General features: G+C 70.0%; 17 protein-coding genes and 2 riboswitches. Of the genes, 5 read left to right on the top strand and 12 right to left on the bottom strand.

What is annotated here, in order from left to right; genetic code table 11:
- Window positions 1-64 precede the first annotated feature (64 nt).
- On the top strand, window positions 65-1,669 hold the full coding sequence (locus HWX25_RS06565) for an MFS transporter (RefSeq protein WP_175907781.1): 1,605 nt from the start codon (window positions 65-67) through the stop codon (window positions 1,667-1,669).
- Window positions 1,670-1,931: 262 nt separating this feature from the next.
- On the opposite strand, the gene HWX25_RS06560 is transcribed toward HWX25_RS06565, so the two are convergent.
- Window positions 1,932-2,360, bottom strand: a complete 429-nt coding sequence (locus HWX25_RS06560) for a pyridoxamine 5'-phosphate oxidase family protein (protein ID WP_175907779.1) — start codon at window positions 2,358-2,360, stop codon at window positions 1,932-1,934.
- Window positions 2,361-2,677: 317 nt separating this feature from the next.
- Between HWX25_RS06560 and HWX25_RS06555 the strand changes: the two genes are divergently transcribed.
- The 3 genes from HWX25_RS06555 (at window position 2,678) to HWX25_RS06545 (ending at window position 6,189) form a co-directional block, all read left to right on the top strand.
- Window positions 2,678-4,204, top strand: coding sequence for an aldehyde dehydrogenase family protein (locus HWX25_RS06555; RefSeq protein WP_059531136.1), 1,527 nt, complete (start codon window positions 2,678-2,680; stop codon window positions 4,202-4,204).
- Between the two features lie 222 nt (window positions 4,205-4,426).
- On the top strand, window positions 4,427-4,969 hold the full coding sequence (locus HWX25_RS06550; RefSeq protein WP_175907777.1) for a hypothetical protein: 543 nt from the start codon (window positions 4,427-4,429) through the stop codon (window positions 4,967-4,969).
- Between the two features lie 185 nt (window positions 4,970-5,154).
- Window positions 5,155-6,189 carry a helix-turn-helix domain-containing protein gene (locus HWX25_RS06545; RefSeq protein WP_059531131.1) on the top strand — a complete coding sequence of 345 codons (1,035 nt, stop codon included), beginning with the start codon at window positions 5,155-5,157 and terminating at the stop codon, window positions 6,187-6,189.
- Window positions 6,190-6,249: 60 nt separating this feature from the next.
- Here HWX25_RS06545 and HWX25_RS06540 read toward each other — a convergent pair whose 3' ends face one another.
- The 9 genes from HWX25_RS06540 to HWX25_RS06500 form a co-directional block, all read right to left on the bottom strand.
- On the bottom strand, window positions 6,250-7,344 hold the full coding sequence (locus tag HWX25_RS06540; protein ID WP_175907775.1) for an ADP-heptose--LPS heptosyltransferase: 1,095 nt from the start codon (window positions 7,342-7,344) through the stop codon (window positions 6,250-6,252).
- On the bottom strand, window positions 7,341-9,044 hold the full coding sequence (locus HWX25_RS06535) for a thiamine pyrophosphate-binding protein (RefSeq protein ID WP_175907773.1): 1,704 nt from the start codon (window positions 9,042-9,044) through the stop codon (window positions 7,341-7,343). The genes HWX25_RS06540 and HWX25_RS06535 overlap by 4 nt, the downstream gene beginning before the upstream one ends.
- A gap of 138 nt (window positions 9,045-9,182) precedes the next feature.
- On the bottom strand, window positions 9,183-10,571 hold the full coding sequence (locus HWX25_RS06530) for an L-serine ammonia-lyase (RefSeq protein WP_175907771.1): 1,389 nt from the start codon (window positions 10,569-10,571) through the stop codon (window positions 9,183-9,185).
- Window positions 10,572-10,601: 30 nt separating this feature from the next.
- Entirely contained in the window at window positions 10,602-11,738 is a 1,137-nt protein-coding gene (locus HWX25_RS06525) for an alginate lyase family protein (protein ID WP_175907769.1), read from the bottom strand.
- A gap of 151 nt (window positions 11,739-11,889) precedes the next feature.
- Window positions 11,890-14,817, bottom strand: coding sequence for an aminomethyl-transferring glycine dehydrogenase (gcvP, locus tag HWX25_RS06520; protein WP_059531117.1), 2,928 nt, complete (start codon window positions 14,815-14,817; stop codon window positions 11,890-11,892).
- Window positions 14,818-14,878: 61 nt separating this feature from the next.
- Window positions 14,879-15,259 (bottom strand): glycine cleavage system protein GcvH, encoded by a 381-nt coding sequence (gene gcvH, locus HWX25_RS06515; protein ID WP_057926424.1) that lies wholly within the window; start codon window positions 15,257-15,259, stop codon window positions 14,879-14,881.
- 127 nt (window positions 15,260-15,386) lie between these two features.
- Window positions 15,387-16,505 (bottom strand): glycine cleavage system aminomethyltransferase GcvT, encoded by a 1,119-nt coding sequence (gene gcvT / locus HWX25_RS06510; RefSeq protein ID WP_175907767.1) that lies wholly within the window; start codon window positions 16,503-16,505, stop codon window positions 15,387-15,389.
- An 84-nt stretch (window positions 16,506-16,589) separates the two neighbouring features.
- A riboswitch (glycine riboswitch) is annotated at window positions 16,590-16,723 on the bottom strand.
- Window positions 16,724-16,754: 31 nt separating this feature from the next.
- A riboswitch (glycine riboswitch) is annotated at window positions 16,755-16,860 on the bottom strand.
- Between the two features lie 123 nt (window positions 16,861-16,983).
- Complete coding sequence (locus HWX25_RS06505; protein ID WP_059531112.1) at window positions 16,984-17,352, bottom strand: hypothetical protein; 369 nt, start codon at window positions 17,350-17,352, stop codon at window positions 16,984-16,986.
- A 199-nt stretch (window positions 17,353-17,551) separates the two neighbouring features.
- Window positions 17,552-18,604, bottom strand: a complete 1,053-nt coding sequence (locus HWX25_RS06500; protein ID WP_175907765.1) for an oxidoreductase — start codon at window positions 18,602-18,604, stop codon at window positions 17,552-17,554.
- A gap of 245 nt (window positions 18,605-18,849) precedes the next feature.
- Here HWX25_RS06500 and HWX25_RS06495 point away from each other — a divergent pair, with 245 nt between their 5' ends.
- Window positions 18,850-19,557: an SGNH/GDSL hydrolase family protein gene (locus tag HWX25_RS06495; RefSeq protein WP_175907764.1), complete on the top strand. Its 708-nt coding sequence runs from the start codon at window positions 18,850-18,852 to the stop codon at window positions 19,555-19,557.
- 21 nt (window positions 19,558-19,578) lie between these two features.
- Here HWX25_RS06495 and HWX25_RS06490 read toward each other — a convergent pair whose 3' ends face one another.
- Both HWX25_RS06490 and HWX25_RS06485 read right to left on the bottom strand, forming a co-directional pair.
- A complete protein-coding gene (locus tag HWX25_RS06490) occupies window positions 19,579-20,373 on the bottom strand; it encodes an FkbM family methyltransferase (RefSeq protein WP_175907762.1) in 795 nt (264 codons plus the stop codon).
- Between the two features lie 84 nt (window positions 20,374-20,457).
- Window positions 20,458-21,897: a tetratricopeptide repeat protein gene (locus HWX25_RS06485; protein WP_175907759.1), complete on the bottom strand. Its 1,440-nt coding sequence runs from the start codon at window positions 21,895-21,897 to the stop codon at window positions 20,458-20,460.
- Window positions 21,898-22,202 lie beyond the last annotated feature (305 nt).

The raw sequence follows: 22,202 nt of genomic DNA, 5'->3' as shown, positions 1-22,202 counted from the left end.
TTGAATCGAAATTATCCTTGATTGCGCTTGAGGCGCATCCGCGCCGGCTTTTCGAGGAGCGATGATGGATCACCCGTTTTCAGCCGCTACAGCCACGTCGGCGCGCCGGCGCGCGTGGGTGCTGGCCGCCGTTTGCATGGCGGCGGTCGCGCTGCCGCTGTCGTTTTCGGGCGGCGCGGTCGCGACACCCGCGATCGGCCGCGATCTGCACGGTGGCACGGTCGCGATGAACTGGATCACCAACGCGTTCATGCTCGCGTTCGGCAGTTTCCTGATGGCGGCGGGCGCGCTGGCCGACCAGTTCGGCCGCAAGCGCGTGTTCGCAATCGGCGTCGGCGGCTTCACGCTGATGTCGGTGGCGCTCGCGTTCGCGCCGTCGATGCTTGCGGTCGACCTGCTGCGCGCCGCGCAGGGGCTCGCGGCGGCCGCGGCGCTCGCGGGCGGCACGGCCGCGCTCGCGCAGGAGTTCGACGGCGCGGCACGCACGCGCGCGTTCAGCCTGCTCGGCACGACGTTCGGGATCGGGCTCGCGTTCGGGCCCGTGCTCGCCGGCGGCCTGATCGCGCACTTCGGCTGGCGCGCGATCTTCGTCACGGGCGCGGCGGCAGGTGCGTTGTCGCTCGCGTTCGGGCTGCCGCGCATGCACGAGTCGCGCGATCCGCACGCGACCGGGCTCGACTGGCCCGGCACGGCCGCGTTCACCGCCGCGCTCACGCTGTTCACGTTCGGCGTGATCGAGGCGTCCGCGCGCGGCTGGACGCATCCGCTCGTCGTCGCGCTGCTGGCGGCCGCGGCGCTGGGCGCGTGCGCGTTCGTCGCGATCGAGACGCGCGTCGCGCGGCCGATGCTCGACCTGTCGCTGTTCCGGATTCCGCGCTTCGTCGGCGTGCAGGTGCTGCCGGTGTCGACCTGCTGCTGCTACATCGTGCTGCTCGTCGTGCTGCCGTTGCGCTTCATCGGCATCGACGGCTTCAGCGAAATCGGCGCGGGCTGGCTGATGCTCGCGATCTCCGCGCCGATGCTCGTCGTGCCGCTCGTCGCGGCGACGCTCACGCGCTGGCTGTCCGCTGGCGTGATCTCGGGTCTCGGGCTCCTGCTCGCGGCGGCGGGCCTCGTATGGCTGGACGTCGCGCTGCGCGGCGGCGCGGGGCCGGCGGCGATCGCGCCGATGCTCACGATCGGCGTCGGGGCCGGCATGCCGTGGGGGCTGATGGACGGGCTGTCGGTCAGCGTCGTGCCGAAGGAGCGCGCGGGGATGGCGACCGGAATTTTCAGCACGACGCGCGTGGCGGGCGAGGGGATCGCGCTCGCGATCGCCGGCGCGGTGCTGGCGACGCTCGCGCATGCCGATTTGCGGCAGGCGGCGGGCGCGTCCGACGCGGCGTTGCGCGCGGCCGCGCGGCTCGCCACCGGCGATCTTGCCGGCGCGGCGGCCGTGTTGCCGGGCGTCGAGCGTACGGCGCTGCTCGCGAGCTATACGCACGCGTTCGACCGGTTGCTGATCGGGCTCGCGGTCGTCACGGTGCTGTGTGCGGTGGTGGTGTTCGCGTTTCTCGGTGCACGGCCCGGGGTGACCGAAGCGCGTGGCGACGACGGTGAACATGCGCATCCCGACGCGCCGGCGCGCGGCCGAACCGAACCGGCTTGCGCGGAGGCAGGCGGGCGGTGAGCGGGGCGTCGCCGGGGGCGCGCAGGTTGACGATCGCGGGCAGCGTGCCCGCGCATGTTGCGGTCACGCGAATCCGTGTACCGACGTGCGCGAATGACCGTCGAATGTTGCGTCGCCCACCGGGCACGCGTCCATCGGGAATGGCGCCGGCGTGCTCCGGCACCGCCGACCCGCTCGACGCATCACGCTTGCACAAACGTCCGCGGCACCGCACCGGGCACTGCATGCCCGCCTCGTGCCGACGACGACATGGCGCCGCGCATCACGCCAGCACGAGCGGCGGCAATCCCGCGTCGGCCCGCGCCTGCGCGCTCTCCACCTCGACGACCACATAGCGCAGCGCATCGGGCCACAGGTGCGCGCGACTGCCGGCATCTTCATCGATCGCCGCGCGCCCTTGCACGAGCCACGTCGTCTGCCGGACGAAATCGACGAATAGCAGCGCGATCGCTGGATTCACGAGCAGGTTGCCGATCGTGTTGAACAGGTTGTTGCCCGCGAAATCGGGCAGCACGAGCGTACGGCGATCGGGCAGGTCGACGAGCGGGGCGAACGAACCGTCCGCGCGCGGCTGCCGGCCGCGATACGAGCAGTCGCCGTCGCCCGCCGCGTTCGCGGTCGCGACGATCAGGAAAGCATGTTCGTGGATGAACGCGACGGCATCGTCGCCGAGGGGACGCGGGTCGTTCATGGTTCGGTCGGCGCGTGGCCGGTGCGTGCGGATCCGCGTTCCGCATGCAAGCGACATGCCACGCTGCGCGCGGGGCGCGCGGCGACGCGTGCGCGTGCGCGCTGTGGAAAATCAGAACACCCGCCGCGCCGCCTGTGCCGTCGCGGTGTTCAGATTCGGCACACTCGTTTTCCGTGCGCCGGCACCGCCCGCGGCGGGCGGCCGGACGCACCGCTCCTGTTCCGTGTTCGGCCGGTTTGGCACGCATGTTGCGTAAACCGTGCAGCGCGATCCAACCGGCGCTGCATTCACACAAGCACGATGAACAGGAGACATGTATGAACCCGTTTGACCTGAAACAACTGGGCCTCGACGTCGAATATCCGTATCGTCAGCAGTACGACAACTACATCGGCGGCAAGTGGGTTGCGCCGGTGAAGGGCGAGTATTTCGAGAACGTGTCGCCGATCAACGGCAAGCCGTTCTGCCGCGTGCCGCGCTCCGGCGCCGACGACATCGAGGTCGCGCTCGATGCCGCGCACGCCGCGCGCCGCAAGTGGGGCAAGACGTCGGTCGCCGAGCGCGCGAACCTGCTGCTCGCCGCCGCCGACCGGATGGAAAAGAACCTGAAGCTGCTCGCGGTGGCCGAGACGATCGACAACGGCAAGCCGTTGCGCGAGACGATGGCGGCCGACCTGCCGCTCGCGATCGACCACTTCCGCTATTTCGCGGGCTGCATCCGCGCGCAGGAAGGCGGCATTTCCGAGATCGACGACAACACCGTCGCGTACCACTTCCACGAGCCGCTCGGCGTCGTCGGCCAGATCATCCCGTGGAACTTCCCGCTGCTGATGGCCGCATGGAAGCTCGCGCCGGCGCTCGCGGCCGGCTGCTGCGTCGTGATGAAGCCGGCCGAGCAGACGCCCGCGTCGGTGCTGGTGCTGATGGAGCTGATCGGCGACCTGTTCCCGGCCGGCACGATCAACATCGTCAACGGCTTCGGCAAGGAAGCGGGCGAGGCGCTCGCGACCAGCAAGCGCATCGCGAAGATCGCGTTCACCGGCTCGACGCCGGTCGGCAAGCACATCCTGCGCACCGCGGCCGAGAGCCTGATCCCGTCGACGGTCGAACTGGGCGGCAAGAGCCCGAACATCTTCTTCGCCGACGTGCTCGACCAGGACGACGCGTTCCTCGACAAGGCGCTCGAAGGGCTCGCGATGTTCGCGCTGAACCAGGGCGAGGTGTGCACGTGCCCGTCGCGGATCCTGATCCAGGAATCGATCTACGAACGCTTCATCGAGAAGGCCGTCGCGCGCGTCGAGCGCATCAAGGCCGGCCACCCGCTCGACCTGCAGACGATGATCGGCGCGCAGGCGTCGCAGCAGCAGCTCGACAAGATCCTGTCGTACATCGACATCGGCCGCGACGAAGGCGCGCAATGCCTGACGGGCGGCGAGCGCACGGCACCGGCCGCAGACCTCGGCACGGGCTACTACGTGAAGCCGACGATGCTGCTCGGCAACAACAAGATGCGCGTGTTCCAGGAAGAGATCTTCGGGCCGGTCGCGTCGGTGATGACGTTCAAGGACGAACAGGAAGCGATCGAACTCGCGAACGACACGTTCTACGGGCTCGGCGCGGGCGTGTGGACGCGCAACGGCACGCGCGCATACCGCATGGGCCGCGAGATCGAGGCCGGCCGCGTGTGGACCAACTGCTACCACCTGTACCCCGCGCATGCGGCGTTCGGCGGCTACAAGCAATCGGGTATCGGCCGCGAGACGCACAAGATGGCGCTGTCGAACTATCAGCAGACGAAGTGCCTGCTGGTCAGCTACCAGGCCGAGGCGCTCGGGTTCTTCTGATCGCCGGCGCAGGGAGGCGAAGTGCGGGCCGGGCGGCGGCGCAACGCTGCCCGGTGCCGGACGGCGGCGTGTCCGACACCGGATCGCCGTGCAACGTTCGACGGTCCGGCCGATCGTCCGGCGCTTCGCCGTTTTCGCCTTTCGTCATTCGATACGCGGCACCGGCCGTCGCGCGTTCGCGCCTGCATCGCGCATCCATCGATGGCCCCGACGGAAACCAGCATGGCAGAACCGCCCCGATCCTATCCGCGTCACCCGGTGTTCCACGCGGGCGAGCTCGACGCGCAGCACCGGTTCGGCGTGGCCGACGAAGCCGAGCGGATGAGCGACGTCGTCACGACGCGGCTGAGCATCGGCGTGCGCCAGTTCGTCGAATCGCAGCCGTTCATGTTCGTCGGCACGACATGCGGCGGCCCGGCGCACGTGACCTGCGACATCGTGCAGGGCATGCGCGACGCGAACGGCGACCTGTGGCCGGTCGTGCGCGTGATCGACACGAAGACGCTGCGCTTCGCGCTGCCGACGCACGGCGACGGCGACCGGATCGATGCGCGCGCGTGCGACGGCAGCGGCATCGGGCTGTTGTTCATCGATTTCGTGCGCGGCATCCGCTATCGGATCAACGGCCGCGCGACGTTGCGCGCCGATCTGCCGGCGGCGGATGCCGCGCCCTGGCCGGCCGGCAGCCCGATCGTCGAGCTGGCGGTCGCGCAGGCGTACGGCAATTGCGGCACGCGGGTCGTGCGGTTGCGGCCGGGCGCGTAGCGCGTCGCCGGGCTGCGCGCGGCGCGCATGCCGCACCCGCGCGGTGCGTGGCGTGCCGCCTCCGGGTGCGCCCTCATGGCGCGCGGCGGCCGCACGGCGTGCAATGACGGGCTTGTCGCCGGACCGCGCGGTTCGGCACGGGACTTGCGTGTTGGACGCAGTTCCGGGCAGGTGAGGAGAACACGATGGGTCAACGAGTGGAGTGCATGGCCGAGCCGACGGCCGAGGACACGCGGTGCAGCGCGCAGGGTGACGACGCGCTCGCCGGCCAGGCCGTGGTCAGCGTCGCGCACGACGCCGACGAGCAGGCGCGCAACCTGATCGGCTGGCGGCAGACTTACGACCAGCTCGCGGCCGGCCGCTTCGTCGGCACGCTGACCGAGCTGCCGCTCGACACGATGAAGCTGTTTCGCGAATCGACCAGCCACCTGCTGCGCCAGGCATGCGAGGTGCGCGGCGACGCGTACTGGTTCGGCATCCCGCTGGTCAGCGACGGCACCGCGCGCGTCGATGCGTGCCGCATCGGGCCCGGTGCGCTCGCGTTCCGGCCCGGCAACGTCGAATTCGAATTGCTGACGCCCGCGCAGTTCTCGATCTACGGGGTGGTCGTGCGCGGCGACGTGCTGCGCCGCTACGCGGAGGAAGTCGAACACCGCGCGCTCGACGAACGGCTGTTCACGCAGCGCGTGATCCAGGTCGGCGATACGCGGCTCGCGCGCCTGTGCGCGCTGCTCGGCCGCCGGCTCGACGGCGCGGCGGCCGTGGGCGGGCCGCTGCCCGACGCGCAGCGCGACGACCTGCAGGCCGAGGTGCTGGCCGCGCTGTTCGATGCGTGCGCGCAGCCCGCGGACGATGGCGTCGGCGGCGCACCGTCGACACGGCGCTGGATCGTCGAGCAGGCGCGCGAGTACGTGCTCGCGCACCGCACGCGCCCGGTCGGCGTGCCCGAGCTGTGCGAGCAACTGCACGTGAGCCGGCGCACGCTGCAGTACTGCTTCCAGGACGTGCTCGGCATGGCGCCCGCGACCTACCTGCGCACGCTGCGGCTGAACGGCGCGCGGCGCGACCTGTGCGGGCGAGCGGCCGGCTCGGTGCAGGACGTCGCGGAGGCGTGGGGCTTCTGGCACTTGAGCCAGTTCGCGACCGACTATCGGCGGCTGTTCGGCAAGCGGCCGTCGGAGACGCTGCGCGAGCGCGCGGTGACGGTGGCGGCCGGATGAGCCGGGCGACGGCGCATGGCTGCCGCTGCACGCCCGATTTTTCGGGCGATTTTCGTTTTTCTATCCGGACGTAGCCGCCGCGTCGCGCGGCGCAGGCCACGGCACGGCATCCCAGTCGATCGCCCGGTATGCGGCTTCGACCGCCGCGAGATCGTCCGGTCGCTCGCTGCGATGCAGCCCGTGCAATTCGACCGGCACGTCGAGCGCGACCGGCACGCAGCGTGGATAGTCGCGCACGCGCAGCGCCGGCCCGATCGTCGTGAAACAGCCGAGCGTCGGCACGTCGAAGCCGTCGGCGAGATGCAGCGCGGACGTATCGGGCGCGAACAGCACGCTCGCCCCCTTGACCCAGGCAATGAAGCGAGCGGTGTCGGCCGCGTCGCGGCTCACGTCGACGTAGGCGGGATGCGCGACCGGGCCGAAGCCGACCACCGGCAGCCCGTAACGCTGCGCGAGTCGCTCGACGAACGTCGCGTGCAGCGCAGGCGGCACGCTGCGCACCGCGGTGCTGGCGGTCGGGCAGAACAGCACGTATGGCCGCCGCCATTCGGCCGGCAGCGCGGGCAGCCGCAGCCGCGCGAGCCAGCGGTTGCGCTTCGCGGCGGGCGGCACCGTGGCCGGATCGGCGCCGAGCGCGTCCAGGAAGAAGTCGATCATCGGCTGCCGTGCGAACGCGGGCCAATACAGGTGATTGCCGAGATCGACGCACGGCGCGTGCGCGGGCAGCGCATCGGCGGCGCACGGCAGCGCGCGCGACGGCGCGACGACGTCGGCCGCGAGCGCATACAACGCGTCGACGTAGCGCGGCGCGCGGGCCGGTCGGAACAGCGTGAAGCGCAGGCCGGGATGCATCGCGCGCAGCGCGGCGAGCGCGGTCAGCCCGATCACCGAGTCGCCGAGCGTGACGCCCATTCCGTTGATCACGTGCACGTCCGTCGTGCGGTCGTAGTCGAGCCGGAACGGCTGGTGCGCGGCGTGCAGCAGGCCGAGCGCCGGGGCGGCCGGCACGTGATCCTCCGCGGGGCCGCCGCCGTGCTCGAGGTCGTACGGCGCGACGAGCATGCCGTCGGGTGCGAGCAGCGTGCCGGGGTGGGTGAGCGCGTCGTCGCGCGACAGCGCGAGGCCGGCCGCTGCGGTGCGCCGTTCCACGGTCATGCGCCGCGCGCGCGGCGGCCCTGTTCGCGGATCTGCTCGAGCGTCGCGGCCGGCGTGCTGGCGTCCTGCGGGATGCGGATCTCGATCAGCGCCGGCAGCCCGCAGGTCAGTGCGCGCTCCAGCGCGGGCGCGAAGTCGGCGGTGCGCTCGACCGTCTCGCCATGCGCGCCGAACGCGCGCGCATACGCGGCGAAATCGGGATTCGTGAGCCCAGTGCCGTGCACGCGGCCCGGATAGTTGCGCTCCTGATGCATGCGGATCGTGCCGAAATGCCCGTTGTTGACGACGATTGCGACGATGTTCAGCCCGTACTGCATCGCGGTCGCGAGTTCGTTGCCGGCCATCATGAAGCAGCCGTCGCCGGCGAGCGCGACGACGGCGCGCGACGGATACAGCGACTTCGCGGCGAGCGCGGCGGGCAGTCCGTAGCCCATCGCGCCGCTGGTCGGCGCGAGCTGCGAGCGGAAGTGCCGGTACGCGAAGTGGCGATGCAGCCAGATCGCATAGTTGCCGGCGCCGTTGGTCAGGATCGCGTCGTGCGGCAGGCGCTCGCGCAGCTGCACCATCACGTCGCCGAGCTGGACGTCGCCGGGCATCGGCAGCGGCGCATGCCATTCGCGGTATGCACGGTGCGCGTCGGCGGCCGTGCCGGCCCACGCGGGGTGCGCCGGCGGTTCGAGCGCGGCGAGCGGCGCCGCGATCTCCGGCATCCCCGACACGATCGGCAGATCGGCCGCATACACGCGGCCGAGCTCGTCCGCGCCCTGGTGCACGTGGATCAGCGTCTGGCGCGTCTTCGGGATGTCGAGCAGCGTGTAGCCGCCGGTCGTCGCTTCGCCCAGGCGCGGGCCGAGGACCAGCAACAGGTCGGCGTCGCGGATCCGCTTGCCGAGCGCGGGATTGATCCCGAGACCGACGTCGCCCGCGTAGTTCGGGTGCGCGTTGTCGAAGGTGTCCTGGAAGCGGAATGCGCATGCGACCGGCAGTTGCCAGCGCTCGACGAAGGTGCGCAGGTTCGCGCATGCGTCGGGCGTCCAGCCGCTGCCGCCGACGATCGCGAACGGCCGCTCGGCGCGCGCGAGCCGTTCGCGCAGCTCGTCGACCTGCGCGGCCGACGGCGACGCCGCGACCCGCTTCGCGGCCGGCACGACGGGCTGCGGCGCGCAGGCTTCGGACAGCACGTCCTCGGGCAGCGCGAGCACGACCGGTCCGGGCCGGCCGGATGTCGCGACGTGAAATGCGTGGCTCAGGTATTCGGGAATGCGGCGCGGGTCGTCGATCTGCGCGACCCATTTCGCCATCTGGCCGAACATCCGGCGGTAGTCGATTTCCTGGAAGGCTTCGCGGTCGAGGTGCTCGCGCGCGCACTGGCCGACGAACAGGATCATCGGCGTCGAGTCCTGGAACGCGGTGTGCACGCCGATCGACGCGTGGGTCGCGCCGGGTCCGCGCGTGACGAACGCGATGCCGGGATGGCCGGTCAGCTTGCCGACCGCCTCCGCCATGTTCGCGGCGGCCGCCTCGTGGCGACAGACGACCGTCTGGATGCGCGCGGTGTCGTCCGCCAGCGCATCGAGTACGGCGAGGAAGCTCTCGCCCGGCACGCAGAACACGCGTTCGACGTGATTGGCGAGCAACGCATCGACGAGCAGTCGCGCGCCGGAAGTGGCGCGCGGCTCGAGATCCTTGGAATGCGACATGGGCTGCCGTCTCCCTGGGTAGCGGGAGCTACAGCTTACGCCTGTCGGCGGGGCGCCGGTGCGCCGGCCGGCGAAAAGTGTCGGAACGAGCGGGGCGGTGGCGCGCCTCGGCGCGTGCGCCCGCCCGCCGTCACCGCATCAGCACTCGACGATATTCACCGCCAGGCCGCCGCGCGACGTTTCCTTGTACTTCGTCTTCATGTCGGCGCCCGTTTCGCGCATCGTCTTGATCACCGAGTCGAGCGACACGTAATGCGAGCCGTCGCCGCGCAGCGCCATGCGCGCCGCGTTGACGGCCTTCACCGATGCCATCGCGTTGCGCTCGATGCAAGGGATCTGCACCATCCCGCCGACGGGGTCGCAGGTGAGGCCGAGGTTGTGCTCCATCCCGATCTCGGCCGCGTTCTCGACCTGCTGCGGCGTGCCGCCGAGCACGGCCGCGAGCGCGCCGGCCGCCATCGAGCACGCGACGCCCACTTCGCCCTGGCAGCCGACTTCCGCACCGGAGATCGACGCGTTGAGCTTGTACAGAATGCCGATCGCGGCGGCCGTCAGCAGGAAGTCGATCACGCCCTGCTCGTTCGCGCCCGGCGTGAAGCGCGTGTAGTAGTGCAGCACGGCGGGGATGATGCCGGCCGCGCCGTTGGTCGGCGCGGTGACGACGCGGCCGCCGGCCGCGTTTTCCTCGTTGACCGCGATCGCGTACAGGTTGATCCAGTCGATCATCGACAGCGGATCCTGCAGCGCACGCTCCGGGCTGCCCGTCAGCGTGCGGTACAGCTGCGGCGCGCGGCGCTTGACCTGGAACGGGCCGGGCAGGTTGCCGTCGGCTTCCGGGTTGCCGATCCCGCAGCCGCGCGACACGCACGACTGCATCACGGCCCAGATCTTCAGCAGCCCGTCGCGCGTCTCTTCCTCGGTGTGCCACGCGCGCTCGTTTTCCCACATCAGCTGCGCGATCGACTTGCCGGTCGACTCGGCCAGCGCGAGCAGCTCGGCGCCGGTGCGGAACGGATGCGTCATCTGCTCGGCCGCGCTCAGCACCTTCGTGTTCGGCGCGCCGGCCGTCACGACGAAGCCACCGCCGACCGACAGGTAAGTGCGCTCGACCAGCACCGCGCCGTTCGCGTCGGACGCGCGCAGCTTCATGCCGTTCGGGTGCTCGGGCAGCGCTTGGCGGTAGAACGCGATGTTCTCCTTCAGCACGAACGGCACCGGATGCGTGCCGAGCAGCGCGAGCTTCTTCGACTTGCGGACGTCCTCCAGACGCGCGTCGATCGTGTCGGGATCGACGGTGTCGGGCGCGTCGCCGAGCAGGCCGAGAATCACGCCGCGATCGGTGCCGTGGCCCTTGCCGGTGGCGCCGAGCGAGCCGTATAGCTCGACCTTCACGTTGGCTGTCGCGTCGAGCAGCCCGTCGCGCTCGAGGCCCTGGACGAACATCAGCGCCGCGCGCATCGGTCCGACCGTATGCGAACTGGACGGGCCGATGCCGATCTTGAAGAGGTCAAACACGCTGACTGCCATTTCGATTCCTGCCTTGCTTTGAGAATAGTGCTAACGCGCCTGCAATGGCAGGCACGCGGCGAGCCATGCGGGCGGATTGGGGGAAAGCTGCCGCGCGACGCGGGCATAACGCCCGTCGAGCCGCGCGGCCAGATGAAAGAGTTCAGTGGCGTTTTTCGGGTCCCACTGCCCCGTGTAGCCCGGCAAGCCGGCTTCGCGGCGCTTCGCGTCGAACGGCACCGGCGAATTCACGAATTCCTCGTGCGTCTTTTCGCCGAGCGCGTACGGCACGAGCCAGTCGAGCGCGGCCGCGAGCGTCGCGCCGTTCGCGCCGCGCTCGCGCAGCCAGTTGCGGTTGAAGCGGCGCGCGGCGAGCGCGGCCGTCACCAGCGGCTGAAGGTCGTACACCGCGTAGTGCAGCGCGTCGCGTTCCTCGAAATCCCAGGTCTTGCCGTCCGGGCCGATGTTGTCGGCGAGATGCTCGACGAACAGCCGCTGCGCGGCGTTCATCATCTTGCGGTCGCCGAGCGTGAACGCGGACAGCGCGACCAGCTTGATCCGGTGGCTTTGCCAGTTGTTGCGCCAGGTGCCGGCGAGCGGGCGCTTCTGCGCGTCGATCTGCGCGACGTAACCGGCGCCCAGCTTCGCGATGAACGCCGCCGTCGCGTTGCGCGTCTTGACCGGCAGCGCGCTCGCCGTCATGTCGTACGCGACGATCAGGCTGTCGAAGCGCGTCTCGTCGATCGGGTTGAAGCTCGGCTGGTAGGTCGACACCCACGCGGACAGGAAGCGGTCGACGAGCTGCAGGTAACGCGGCGCATTGGTCACGCGCCACGCGAGCGCGGCGTCGCGCATCAGCTCCATGTCCTTGAGCGCGTCGGCGCTCTGGTCGTAGATGCCTTCGTGCGGCAGCGTGCCTTCGGTGTGCACGCGCGCCAACGCCTTCGGCTGCTCGCCGATACGCGCGTCGACGCTGCGGATCAGCGCCTGCACGCCCGGCTCGGCCTGCGTCGTCTCGCTCGCCTGCAACGCGGGCGCCGCGCAGAAATTCATCGCCGCGCGCGCGCTGCCCGCCGTGCCGAGGCCGGCGGCGGCAAACGACAGCGACGCGACGAGCAGCGGCACGAAGCGGCGCGTGCGCGGCCGCTCCTGCGTTGCACCATGGCCCGGAAACATCGGACGCACCATGCGGAACTCCTTGATTGGCTGGATCGCGTGTGATGTTAGCCGGATTGGGGGGCAAGCGTGAATCGATCGGGCCGGCGGCGAATGCAAAAACCGCACGCAACCGGCGGTTGCGTGCGGTGTGGTCACGGCCGGACTCCGGTGCGCGCGGGCGTTATGCGTATTCCGACATCGGCACGCACGAGCAGAACAGGTTGCGGTCGCCGTAGGCGTTGTCCGCACGGCCGACGGGCGGCCAGTACTTGTTCGTGCCGAGCGATGCGACCGGGTACGCGGCCTGCTCGCGCGAGTATGCGTGCGGCCATTCGTTCGCGGTGACGACGGCTGCCGTGTGCGGCGCGTGACGCAGCGGGTTGTCCTCGCGATCGGCGCGGCCTTCCTCGACCGCACGGATCTCGTCGCGGATCGCGATCATCGCGGCGATGAAGCGGTCGAGTTCTTCCTGCGATTCCGATTCGGTCGGCTCGACCATCAGCGTGCCCGGCACCGGGAAGCTCATCGTCGGCGCGTGGAAGCCGTAGTCCATCAGGCGCTTCGCGACGTCGTCGACGCTGATGCCGCTGGTTTCCTTGAGCGGACGCAGGTCGAGAATGCACTCGTGCGCGACCAGCCCGCCCGGGCCCGAATACAGCACCGGGTAGTGCGGCGCGAGGCGCTTCGCGATGTAGTTCGCGTTGAGGATCGCGGTTTCGGTGGCGGCGGTCAGGTTCTTCGCGCCCATCATCGCGATGTACATCCACGAGATCGGCAGGATCGACGCCGAGCCGTACGGTGCGGCCGACACCGCGCCGATGCCGTCTTCCGCGCGCGCGTAGCCGGTCGAACGCTGGTTCGGCAGGAACTTCGCGAGGTGCGCGCCGACCGCGACCGGGCCGACGCCCGGGCCGCCGCCGCCGTGCGGGATGCAGAAGGTCTTGTGCAGGTTCAGGTGCGACACGTCGCCGCCGAACTGGCCCGGCGCGGTCAGGCCGACCATCGCGTTCATGTTCGCGCCGTCGACGTACACCTGGCCGCCGTGCGCGTGCACGATCTCGCAGATTTCGCGGACGTTCTGCTCGAACACGCCGTGCGTCGACGGATACGTGATCATGATCGCCGCGAGGTCGTTCGCGTGCTGCTCGGCCTTCGCCTTCAGGTCGGCGATGTCGACGTTGCCCTGCGCGTCGCAGGCGACGACCACGACCTTCATGCCGGCCATGTGCGCGGACGCCGGGTTCGTGCCGTGCGCGGATGCCGGGATCAGGCACACGTCGCGATGCGCTTCGCCGCGCGACGCGTGATACGCGTGGATGATCAGCAGGCCCGCGTATTCGCCCTGCGAGCCGGCGTTCGGCTGCAGCGACACGGCCGCGTAGCCGGTGGCCGCGACGAGCATCTGCTCGAGCTGGTCGATCATCTCGCGGTAGCCGACGGTCTGCTCGGCCGGCGCGAACGGATGGATCCGGCCGAATTCGGGCCACGTGACCGGCAGCATTTCCGACGTCGCGTTCAGCTTCATCGTGCACGAGCCGAGCGGGATCATCGAGCGGTCGAGCGCGAGATCCTTGTCCGACAGGCTGCGCAGGTAGCGCAGCATTTCGGTTTCGGAATGGTGGCGGTTGAAGACGTGGTGCGTCAGGTAGGCGCTCGTGCGTTCGAGGCCGGCCGGCAGCGCGGCGACGCCGGCGAGGCCCGCGTCCAGCGCGTCGACGCCCGGCGCGGTGCCGCCCGCGGCTTGCGCGAACACGGCGAGGAGATCGGCGAGGTCGTCGCGGGTCGTCGTTTCGTCGACCGACACGCCGACTTGCGTGTCGCTCACGCGGCGCAGGTTGATGCGCTTGGCCTTCGCGAATTCATGGACCTGCGCGGTGCGCGCGCCGGTGTCGATCGTCAGCGTGTCAAAGAACGTGTCGTTGACGGTCGCGAAGCCGAGCTGCTTCACGCCGGCGGCGAACAGCGCCGCGATGCGGTTCACGCGCAGCGCAATCGTCTTCAGGCCGTGCGGGCCGTGGTAGACCGCGTACATGCTCGCCATGATCGCGAGCAGCGCCTGCGCGGTACACACGTTCGACGTCGCCTTCTCGCGGCGGATGTGCTGTTCGCGGGTCTGCAGCGCGAGACGCAGCGCGGGCTTGCCCTGCGCGTCGACGGTCACGCCGACGAGGCGGCCCGGCATCTGGCGCTTGAATTCGTCACGCACGGCCATGTAGGCGGCGTGCGGGCCGCCGAAGCCCATCGGCACGCCGAAGCGCTGCGTGTTGCCGACCGCGACGTCCGCGCCCCATTCGCCGGGCGGCGTCAGCACGGTCAGCGCAAGCAGGTCGGCCGCGACGACGACATGGCCGCCCGCCGCGTGGATCGCTTCGGTGAGCGCGCGGTAGTCGCGCACGTCGCCGTTCACGCCCGGATACTGGAGCAGCACGCCGAACGCGTTGGCCTGCGCGGCGTCGGCCGCCGGGCCCGTCTTGACTTCGATGCCGATCGGCAGCGCGCGCGTGCGGATTACTTCAAGGGTTTGCGGCAGCACGTCGTCGGCGACGTAGAACACGTTCGACGCCGGCTTGCCGGTGCGCTGCAGCAGCGTCATCGCTTCGGCCGCGGCCGTTGCTTCATCGAGCAGCGACGCGTTCGAGATCGCGAGGCCCGTGAGGTCGGCGACCATCTGCTGGAAGTTCAGGAGCGCCTCGAGGCGACCCTGGGAAATTTCGGGCTGGTACGGCGTGTAGGCCGTGTACCACGCCGGGTTTTCGAGCACGTTGCGCAGGATCACGGCCGGCGTGTGCGTGTCGTGGTAACCCTGACCGATATACGAGCGGAACACCTGGTTCTTGTCCGCGAGGGCGCGCAGCGCGGCGAGGGCTTCGGCCTCGCTCTTCGGTTGCGCGAACGGGCCGAGCGGCAGCGTTTCGGCGCGGCGGATCGAGGCCGGGATCACGGCGTCGATCAGGGCGGCGCGCGACGCGAAGCCGAGCGTGTCGAGCATGGCCTGCTGGCTGGCGGCGTCGGGGCCGATGTGGCGTTCTGCGAACGCGTCGTGCGTTTCGAGCGCGGCGAGCGAGAGGGGCGTGCGGTTCATCAGGCGGTCCGGGTGTTCGAGCTTCATGGCGTGACTCTGGTCCCGCGCGGGCCGGCTGGCCGGTCCCGCGCGGTTCGGGTAGGGAAAATTAGTCGATCAGCTTGCTGTAGGCGTCGGCGTCGATCAGCTTGTCGGTCGAGGCGCCGGCCGCGAGCTTGATCTTGAAGAGCCACGTGCCGTATGCGTCGCTGTTCACTTCTTCCGGCGAGTCGGCGGCTTCTTCGTTGATGGCGACGACCTCGCCGGACACCGGCGAGTAGATGTCGGATGCCGCCTTCACCGATTCGACGACGCCGACGGCGTCGCCTGCGTTCACCGACTTGCCGACTTGCGGCAGTTCGAGGAAGACGATGTCGCCGAGCGTGCTCTGCGCGTGATCGGTGATGCCGACCGTCAGCGTGCCGTCGGCTTCGGTGCGGATCCACTCGTGTTCGTCGGTGTACTTCAGATCGGCCGGGACGTTGCTCATCGGATGCTCCTGGATAAAAGGGTGTGTTCGTTATGCTGGCGCGCCGCCGAGGCGCGCCGGGGTGTGGTTGCGCCGGGCGCCATTTCCCGGCTTCCCGGGAGGCGGCCTCCCGGTCGCCTCTCGGTCGTTACGCAGCGAGGACCTTGCCGTTGCGCACGAACGGCAGTTTTACCACGCGCGCGGGAAGTTGCTTGTCACGAATCTGCACATGAATGATGTCGCCGACCTGGACGGCCGCCGGCACGCGCGCGAACGCGATCGATTCCTGCATCGACGGCGAGAACGTGCCGCTCGTGATCTCGCCTTCGCCGTGCGGCGTGACGACCTTCTGGTGCGCGCGCAGCACGCCGCCCGCCTTGCCGTTTTCCTTCTGCAGGATCAGGCCGACGAACGCGGCGCGCGAGCCGTCGCGCTCGAGCGCGGCGCGGCCGACGAACTCGCGCGGCGCCGACAGGTCGACCGTCCACGCGAGGCCCGCGTCGAGCGGGGACACGGTGTCGTCCATGTCCTGGCCATACAGGTTCATGCCGGCCTCGAGGCGCAGCGTGTCGCGCGCGCCGAGCCCGCAGGGGCGCACGCCGTTTTGCTGCAGCGCGGCCCACAGCGCTTCGACGTGCACGGCCGGGACGATCACTTCGAAGCCGTCTTCGCCGGTGTAGCCGGTGCGCGCGACGGTGAGATCGCCGAACGGTGTGCCGGCGACCTGCGCGGCGTTGAACGGCTTCAGTTCGCTGGTCGCGGCACGCGCGGCGGGCACCGTCGTCCAGACCTTTTCACGGGCGTTCGGGCCCTGAACGGCGACGATCGCGAATTCGCGGCGCGGCGCGATGGTGAGGCCGTAGCCGCCTTGTTCGTTGAGCTGGTTGAACCACGCGATGTCCTTCTCGGCCGTGCCGGCGTTGACGACGACGCGGAAGAAGTCTTCGGTGAAGTAATAGACGATCAGGTCGTCGACGACGCCGCCCTGCGGATTGAGCAGGCACGAGTAGAGCGCCTTGCCGGGGGTCTTGAGCTTGCCGACGTTGTTGGCGATCGCGTGTTCGAAGAACGCGCGCACGCGGCTGCCGGTGAAGTCGACGACGCACATGTGCGACACGTCGAACATGCCGGCGTCGGTGCGCACGGCTTCGTGTTCTTCGATCTGCGAGCCGTAGTTGACGGGCATGTCCCAGCCGCCGAAGTCGACCATGCGGGCATTGAGCGCGCGGTGCGCGGCGTTGAGCGGGGTTTGATTCAGTGCAGTCATCGAGGCCTCAGGCAAGGCGCTTGCGCGCGGGTCAGAACGGCCATGTGCCGACCGTCGCGGCCGTGTGCCTGCGAGCGATGCGATACATGCCCCTCTGTCCTCGATACCTGAGAGATTGCGCCGCGGCCACAAGCCGGCGAACGCGCGCCCCTTCGGTGGGCAGCCTGCCCGCGCTGCAATCGCGCAGCGGGCTACTGCCGCTCTCCAGAGTGCGGGGAGTGCGGCCCGCGCGAAGCGCGGACGGGATTCCCCGACGCGGTCGGTCCTTTTGCCTGAGAGTTTGCGGGTGTGCCCCTTCGGCGGCGCGACCGGCGTTGCCAAGCTACGCGGTCACACGCTCTCCCGACGCGTGCGGGCGACTGTACGCGAGCGGGTCGGCATTGTCAATTTGAGCAAAATAATGTCGCTTCGCGACAAGCGACGGCGTGAGGGACGCCGCCGCTTTTGCCGGCACCGGCGGACGCCGGCATGGCCGGTATTACTCGCCGATCGCGCGCGCGGCCGTGTCGAGTTCCTGGTTCAGCACGCGCTGCTCGTCGCCGGACAGGCCGCCGTTGTGCTGGGTCGACATGTCGCTCGCTTCCTGGCGGATCACGTCGAGCCGGTGGTGCAACTGCGCGCCGTACGGCGGCGGGTAGTAGCCGCCGTTGACGCGCGCGTCGATCCGGCGGTGCAGGTTGTCGATCCGGCCCTGGACCTCCAGCAGGCGATCGTTCGCAACGACCTGCGGATTCGGCCGCGGCGGGGGCGGGGGCGCCTGTCGGGCCGGCCGCTGCGGCTGCACGACACAGGCCGCGAGCGAGGAAACCAGGACGCAGCATGCCGCTGCGCGAATCAACCGTTGCATCACATTCTCCTGACGGTTTGGTGTCGGATCGACTTTTTGAGAAACGCATCAGACCGGGCGACCGCTGACTTTCGTTCCCGCACCATTTGTAACGGAATGTTCGGGACCGTGTTGTCGCGGCGGCTGACGCGTGGTCGCTGCCGGGGGCGGCGCGACGCGATGGCCGAGGCCGGGACGGCACCGACCCGGCCGGCGGCCGTCAGACGTTGCGGCGCACGAACGGTACCCGGCGGCCTTCATGCTCGCTTTGCGCGGCGAGCTCGATGATCGTCATCACGTCGACGGCGTCCTGCGGCGTGACCGGGAACGGCGCGCCGTCGTGGACCGACGCGGCGAGCGCACGGTAGAACTCCGCGTACTGGCCGTCGAGCGTCGGCACCGGCCGCTCGACCTCGACTTCGCCGTCGAGCACGCGCAGCACGCCGGGCGGGTTGCCGCCGCCGAACTCGACGTGGTCCGGCGTCAGGCCGGCCTTCAACTGGTCTTCCTGCGTGTCGAGCCCGAACTTCTGGTAGCTGCCGCGCGTGCCGTGCAGCGTGAAGCGCGCGGGCTCGATCGCCGACAGCGCGCTCGCGTGCAGCGCGACGTCCTTGTCCGGATAGCCGAGCAGCAGGTGCACGAAATCGGGCGCCGTGCCGTTGTCGCGGCGCGTCTTGACCGTGGCGTTGACCGTTTCCGGCAGCCCGAACAGCGCGAGCGCCTGGTCGATCAGGTGCGGGCCGAGGTCGAGCAGCAGGCCGCCGCCGCGTGCGGGCTCCTCACGCCAGCGCGTGCGCGGGGTCGGCCGGAAGCGGTCGAAGTGCGACGCGAAATACGTGAGCCGCCCGAGTTCACGGAATTCGACGATGCGCCGCACGGTGAGGAAGTCGCCGTCCCAGCGGCGGTTGTGGAACGGCGCGAACAGGCGGCTGCGCGCGTTCGCGAGCCGCGCGAGCGCGAGCGCTTCGTCGGCCGTGAGCGTGACGGGCTTGTCGACGACGACGTGCCGGCCGGCTTCGAGCACCTGGCGGGCGAGCGTGAAGTGCGTGTCGTTCGGCGTGGCGATCACCACGCAGTCGATGTCGTCGAGGCCGAGCAGCGTGTCGAGATCGGGGACGATGCGTGCGCCCGGGTATGCGGCGCGCGCGCGATCGGGCTGGCCCGTCGCGATCGCGGCGATCTCGGTGCGGCCGCTCGTGGCGATCACGGGCGCGTGGAACGTCGCGCCGGCGAAACCGAAACCCATCAAACCAATCCTGAGCAATGACGACATGGCAATCCTTGGCTGCGTACGAGGGGGCAAAGCGTTGCGGCCACCGGCCGCGCGGACGGCTATTGTGGCACGGCGGCACGCGCGCGAGCGGGCGTTGGCCGAACGGACAGGGAGCCGGTGCGCATGCGCATGAATGACCTCGGCCGAATGGCGGGATCGCGCCCGCCGGCGTGCGAATCCGACACAATGGGGACCGTTCCGGCGCGTCCCGCGTCGCCTGCTTGCCCCGTTACCGGATCGAAACCATGGGATATCCGCTTGCCACCGCCGCCCTGGGCCCGTTGCTGCTGATGCAGGGGCGGCGCGTGCGCCGCGTCACGCCGCGGCTCGCCGAGGCGGCCGGTCCGCGCGACGGCACGGCTGGCGACGGGCCGCCGCTGCGCGTGCTGGTGCTGGGCGATTCGGCCGCCGCGGGCGTCGGTGTCGCGTCGCAGCGCGACGCGCTGTCGGGGCAGCTTGCCCGCGCGCTTGCGGCATCGCACCGCGTAAGCTGGAAATTGCTGGCGCGCACGGGGCTGACCGCCGAGGAGCTCGTCGACTGGCTTGCCGCCGAGCCGGCGCAGCCGTTCGATGTGGCGGTGACGTCGCTCGGCGTGAACGACGTGACGGGCGGCGTGTCGCCGGCGCGCTGGCGTGCCGCGCAGGCGGCGCTCGTCGAGCTGCTCGCCGCGCGATTCGGGGTCGCGCACGTGATCCTGTCGGCAGTGCCGCCGATCGAGCGCTTTCCGGCGCTGCCGCAGCCCCTCGCGTGGTATCTCGGCCTGCGCGCGAAGCGGCTCAACGCGACGCTCGCCGAGTGGGCCGCGACGCACCCGCGCTGCACGTTCCTGCGCGTCGCGCTGCCGCTCGAGCCGCACCTGATGGCGGCGGACGGCTTTCATCCCGGCGCGGCCGCGTGCGCCGCGTGGGCCGCACAGGCCGCCGACGCGCTCAGGCAGCGCCTGCGCGCGTGACGGCGCGCCGGGGCCGAACCGTCAGCGCGTGCGGTTCATCCGGATCACGCCGTCGGCGCCCGTCTCGAAGCTGACCTGCCGCGCGAACGACGGATGCTGTGCGACGAGCTCGTCGCCCATCGCGAACCACGTGTAGCCGAGCGTCTTCAGGTAGTCGAGCAGCGCCGCGCGCTTTTCGGAGAACCATTCGAGGTTCCAGGCCTCGAGCAGCAGCGGCGGAAAGCCGTGCCGTTCGAGGAAGGTCGTGCCGCCTTTCAGCACGTCGAGTTCGAGGCCTTCGACGTCGATCTTGATCAGCGACGGTGACTTCGGGAAGTTCAGCGTGTCGAGCCGGGCGATCGGCACGTCGCTCGGCTGCTGGCTCGCGACGGTCTCGACCGAGTTGCGGCGCAGGTTGAACTGCTCGTCGAGGGAGAAGCCGCCGATGTTGATCGAGCGCGAATAGTCGATCGCGGGCAGCGGGATGATGCCGTCCTGGTTGCCGATCGCGACGTTGAACGCGTGCACGTTCTCGAGCCGGTTCAGGAACACGTTGCCGCACAGCTGGTAATAGACGATGCGCTGCGGCTCGAACGCGTAGACCATGCCGCCCTGCGCGGCGATGCTCTTGGCGATCGGCACCGCATAGGCGCCGAGGTTCGCGCCGATGTCGAGGACCAGCGGCGCCTCCTCGTTCGCGTAGAACATCTGGCTGATGGTCAGCAGCGATGCGTCCCAGGAGCCGTTGTAATAGAGGTTCGCCGAAATCGCGTCCCGGGTCGCGAACAGCAGGTAATCGGCGTTGTCGGTCTTGACGAGGTTGACTCTGGGTAGCATGGCGCGAGGTGTCAGGGTTGTCGGGCGAAGAGGGCGGCTGCACGCATGGCGCGGCGATGCGCCGATGCTCGCCGCCGCCGTGTGTCAGGCCAGGTAGTTCGACCACTTCTGGTGTTCGCGGTAGTACTGCTCCTCCGCGTCCGTCAGGCCGGTCTCCTTGTACCAGGGCACGTGCTTGCAGGTGTAGCGGCCCGCGAACCGGACGCCGCATAGATGCGAGTCGCGGCGGAAGTAGCGTTTGTTGTAGACGGCGAACGTCGTATCGATCGGCGCGTTGTAGATCGGGTCGCCGCCCGCCGTGCTGCCGATCTGGTGGCGCCAGAAGTTCGCCTCCCATTCGAGCGTCGTGTATTGGCGGTCGCCGCAGAAGAGCGTCGTTTCCTTCATCAGCTCCGGTTGCGAGATGTCGAGCGCGAAGCCGGCCTTGCCGGTCTGGAACGCTTCGGTCGCGTCGATCAGCTCGAACAGGAATTCGGGCGGCAGCGCGTCGTTCAGTTCGAGGTCCGGATCGGTGACGCAGAAGAGGTCCGGCAGGCGCGCGTAGTTCGCGTCCGACAGGAACAGGTCGCGCGGGCCCGCGTTGCGATCCAGGCGCACGACGGTCACGTCGTCCTGCACGCTTTCCAGGAACGCGAGCATGTCCGGCGCGCTCGACGCGTTGTCGACGATCACGATGTTGCGCAGGCCGCGCGCCTTCAGCTGGGCCACCATCCGGCGCGTATAGGTCGGATTGTTGAAGGTCGGGATCAGCACCGGCACCGTGGCGACCAGGCCGCCCGCGAAATGCCGGAACTGACGGCTGCCCGGCAGCGTCGTGCAGAGCGTCGCATTCGGCACCAGGGGCAGCGCGACAGGCTGCGGCGCCGGCGCGGATTGCATCACGTGCGCCTCAAGGTCGGCGAGGTCCTGCCGGGTGTCGGCGTCGTCGGGCATCAGCGCGGCGGCCTTGCGCATCGGCGCGAGGGCTTCCGCGTGGCGCTCCTGCTGAACCAGCGTGACGGCCAGCGCCCGCCAGCCGAGCCCGACGTCGGGCATCCATTCGGTCAGCTGGGTCGCGATGCCTTCGGCCTGCGCGAATTGCCGCTTGTCGAGCAGCGCGGCGAGCGTATTCATGAATTCGGAGAGCACGGCCGCCAGCTCGTCGGCGGAGGCCGATGGCGCATCGGCCGCCGCGAGTTCGAGCGACAGCGCGTCGATGCCGTGCGTGCGGGCCTGCGCGACCAGCGCGCGCGCCGCATCCATCTGGTTGTCGCGCGTCAGCGCGTCGATGCACGCGATCCAGTAGCGCCGCTGCGACGGCTCGGTCGCCACCGCGGCCCGGAAGTGCCGCAGCGCGGCGTCGCGCCGGTCGAGCTGTTCGAGCACCGTCGCGAGGCGGAGGTGCGAATCGGCGTGTTCGGGATGCGTTTGCAGGATCTGGCGGTAGGCCTGCTCCGCGTCCTGAAGCGAGCCGGCGGCGTGAAGCGCGGCGGCGCGGGCCAGCTCGGCCTCGGAGACGGGAGCGGCGATGACGGTGTCATTCATGGCGGCGGAAATCGATGACGGCGAATGAAGGGGCGGCGGCGCGTACTCGCCGACGTTTCACGTATGTTGCCGCCGGGGGCCGCGCGACGATGGATCAAACAGAGGGGAGATTTGCTGCCTGTTCGGATGTTCGGCGTGCGTCCGCCGACGCGGGCAGCGCACGGAAAGCGCGTGGGGAAAGGATGCGGGAAAAGGGTGCCGGAAAAGGGGCGCGAAGCCCGCCGGTGTTGCGCGTCGCCACCTGGCGGCATCGTCAGCCGCCGGCCGCCGCCGACGTGTTAACATGCGCGTCCTGCCCCGCGTGT

The sequence above is a fragment of the Burkholderia sp. BCC1640 genome (assembly GCF_902833125.1).
Lineage (GTDB): Bacteria > Pseudomonadota > Gammaproteobacteria > Burkholderiales > Burkholderiaceae > Burkholderia > Burkholderia diffusa.
This window is presented reverse-complemented; position numbering and strand designations above follow the sequence as displayed.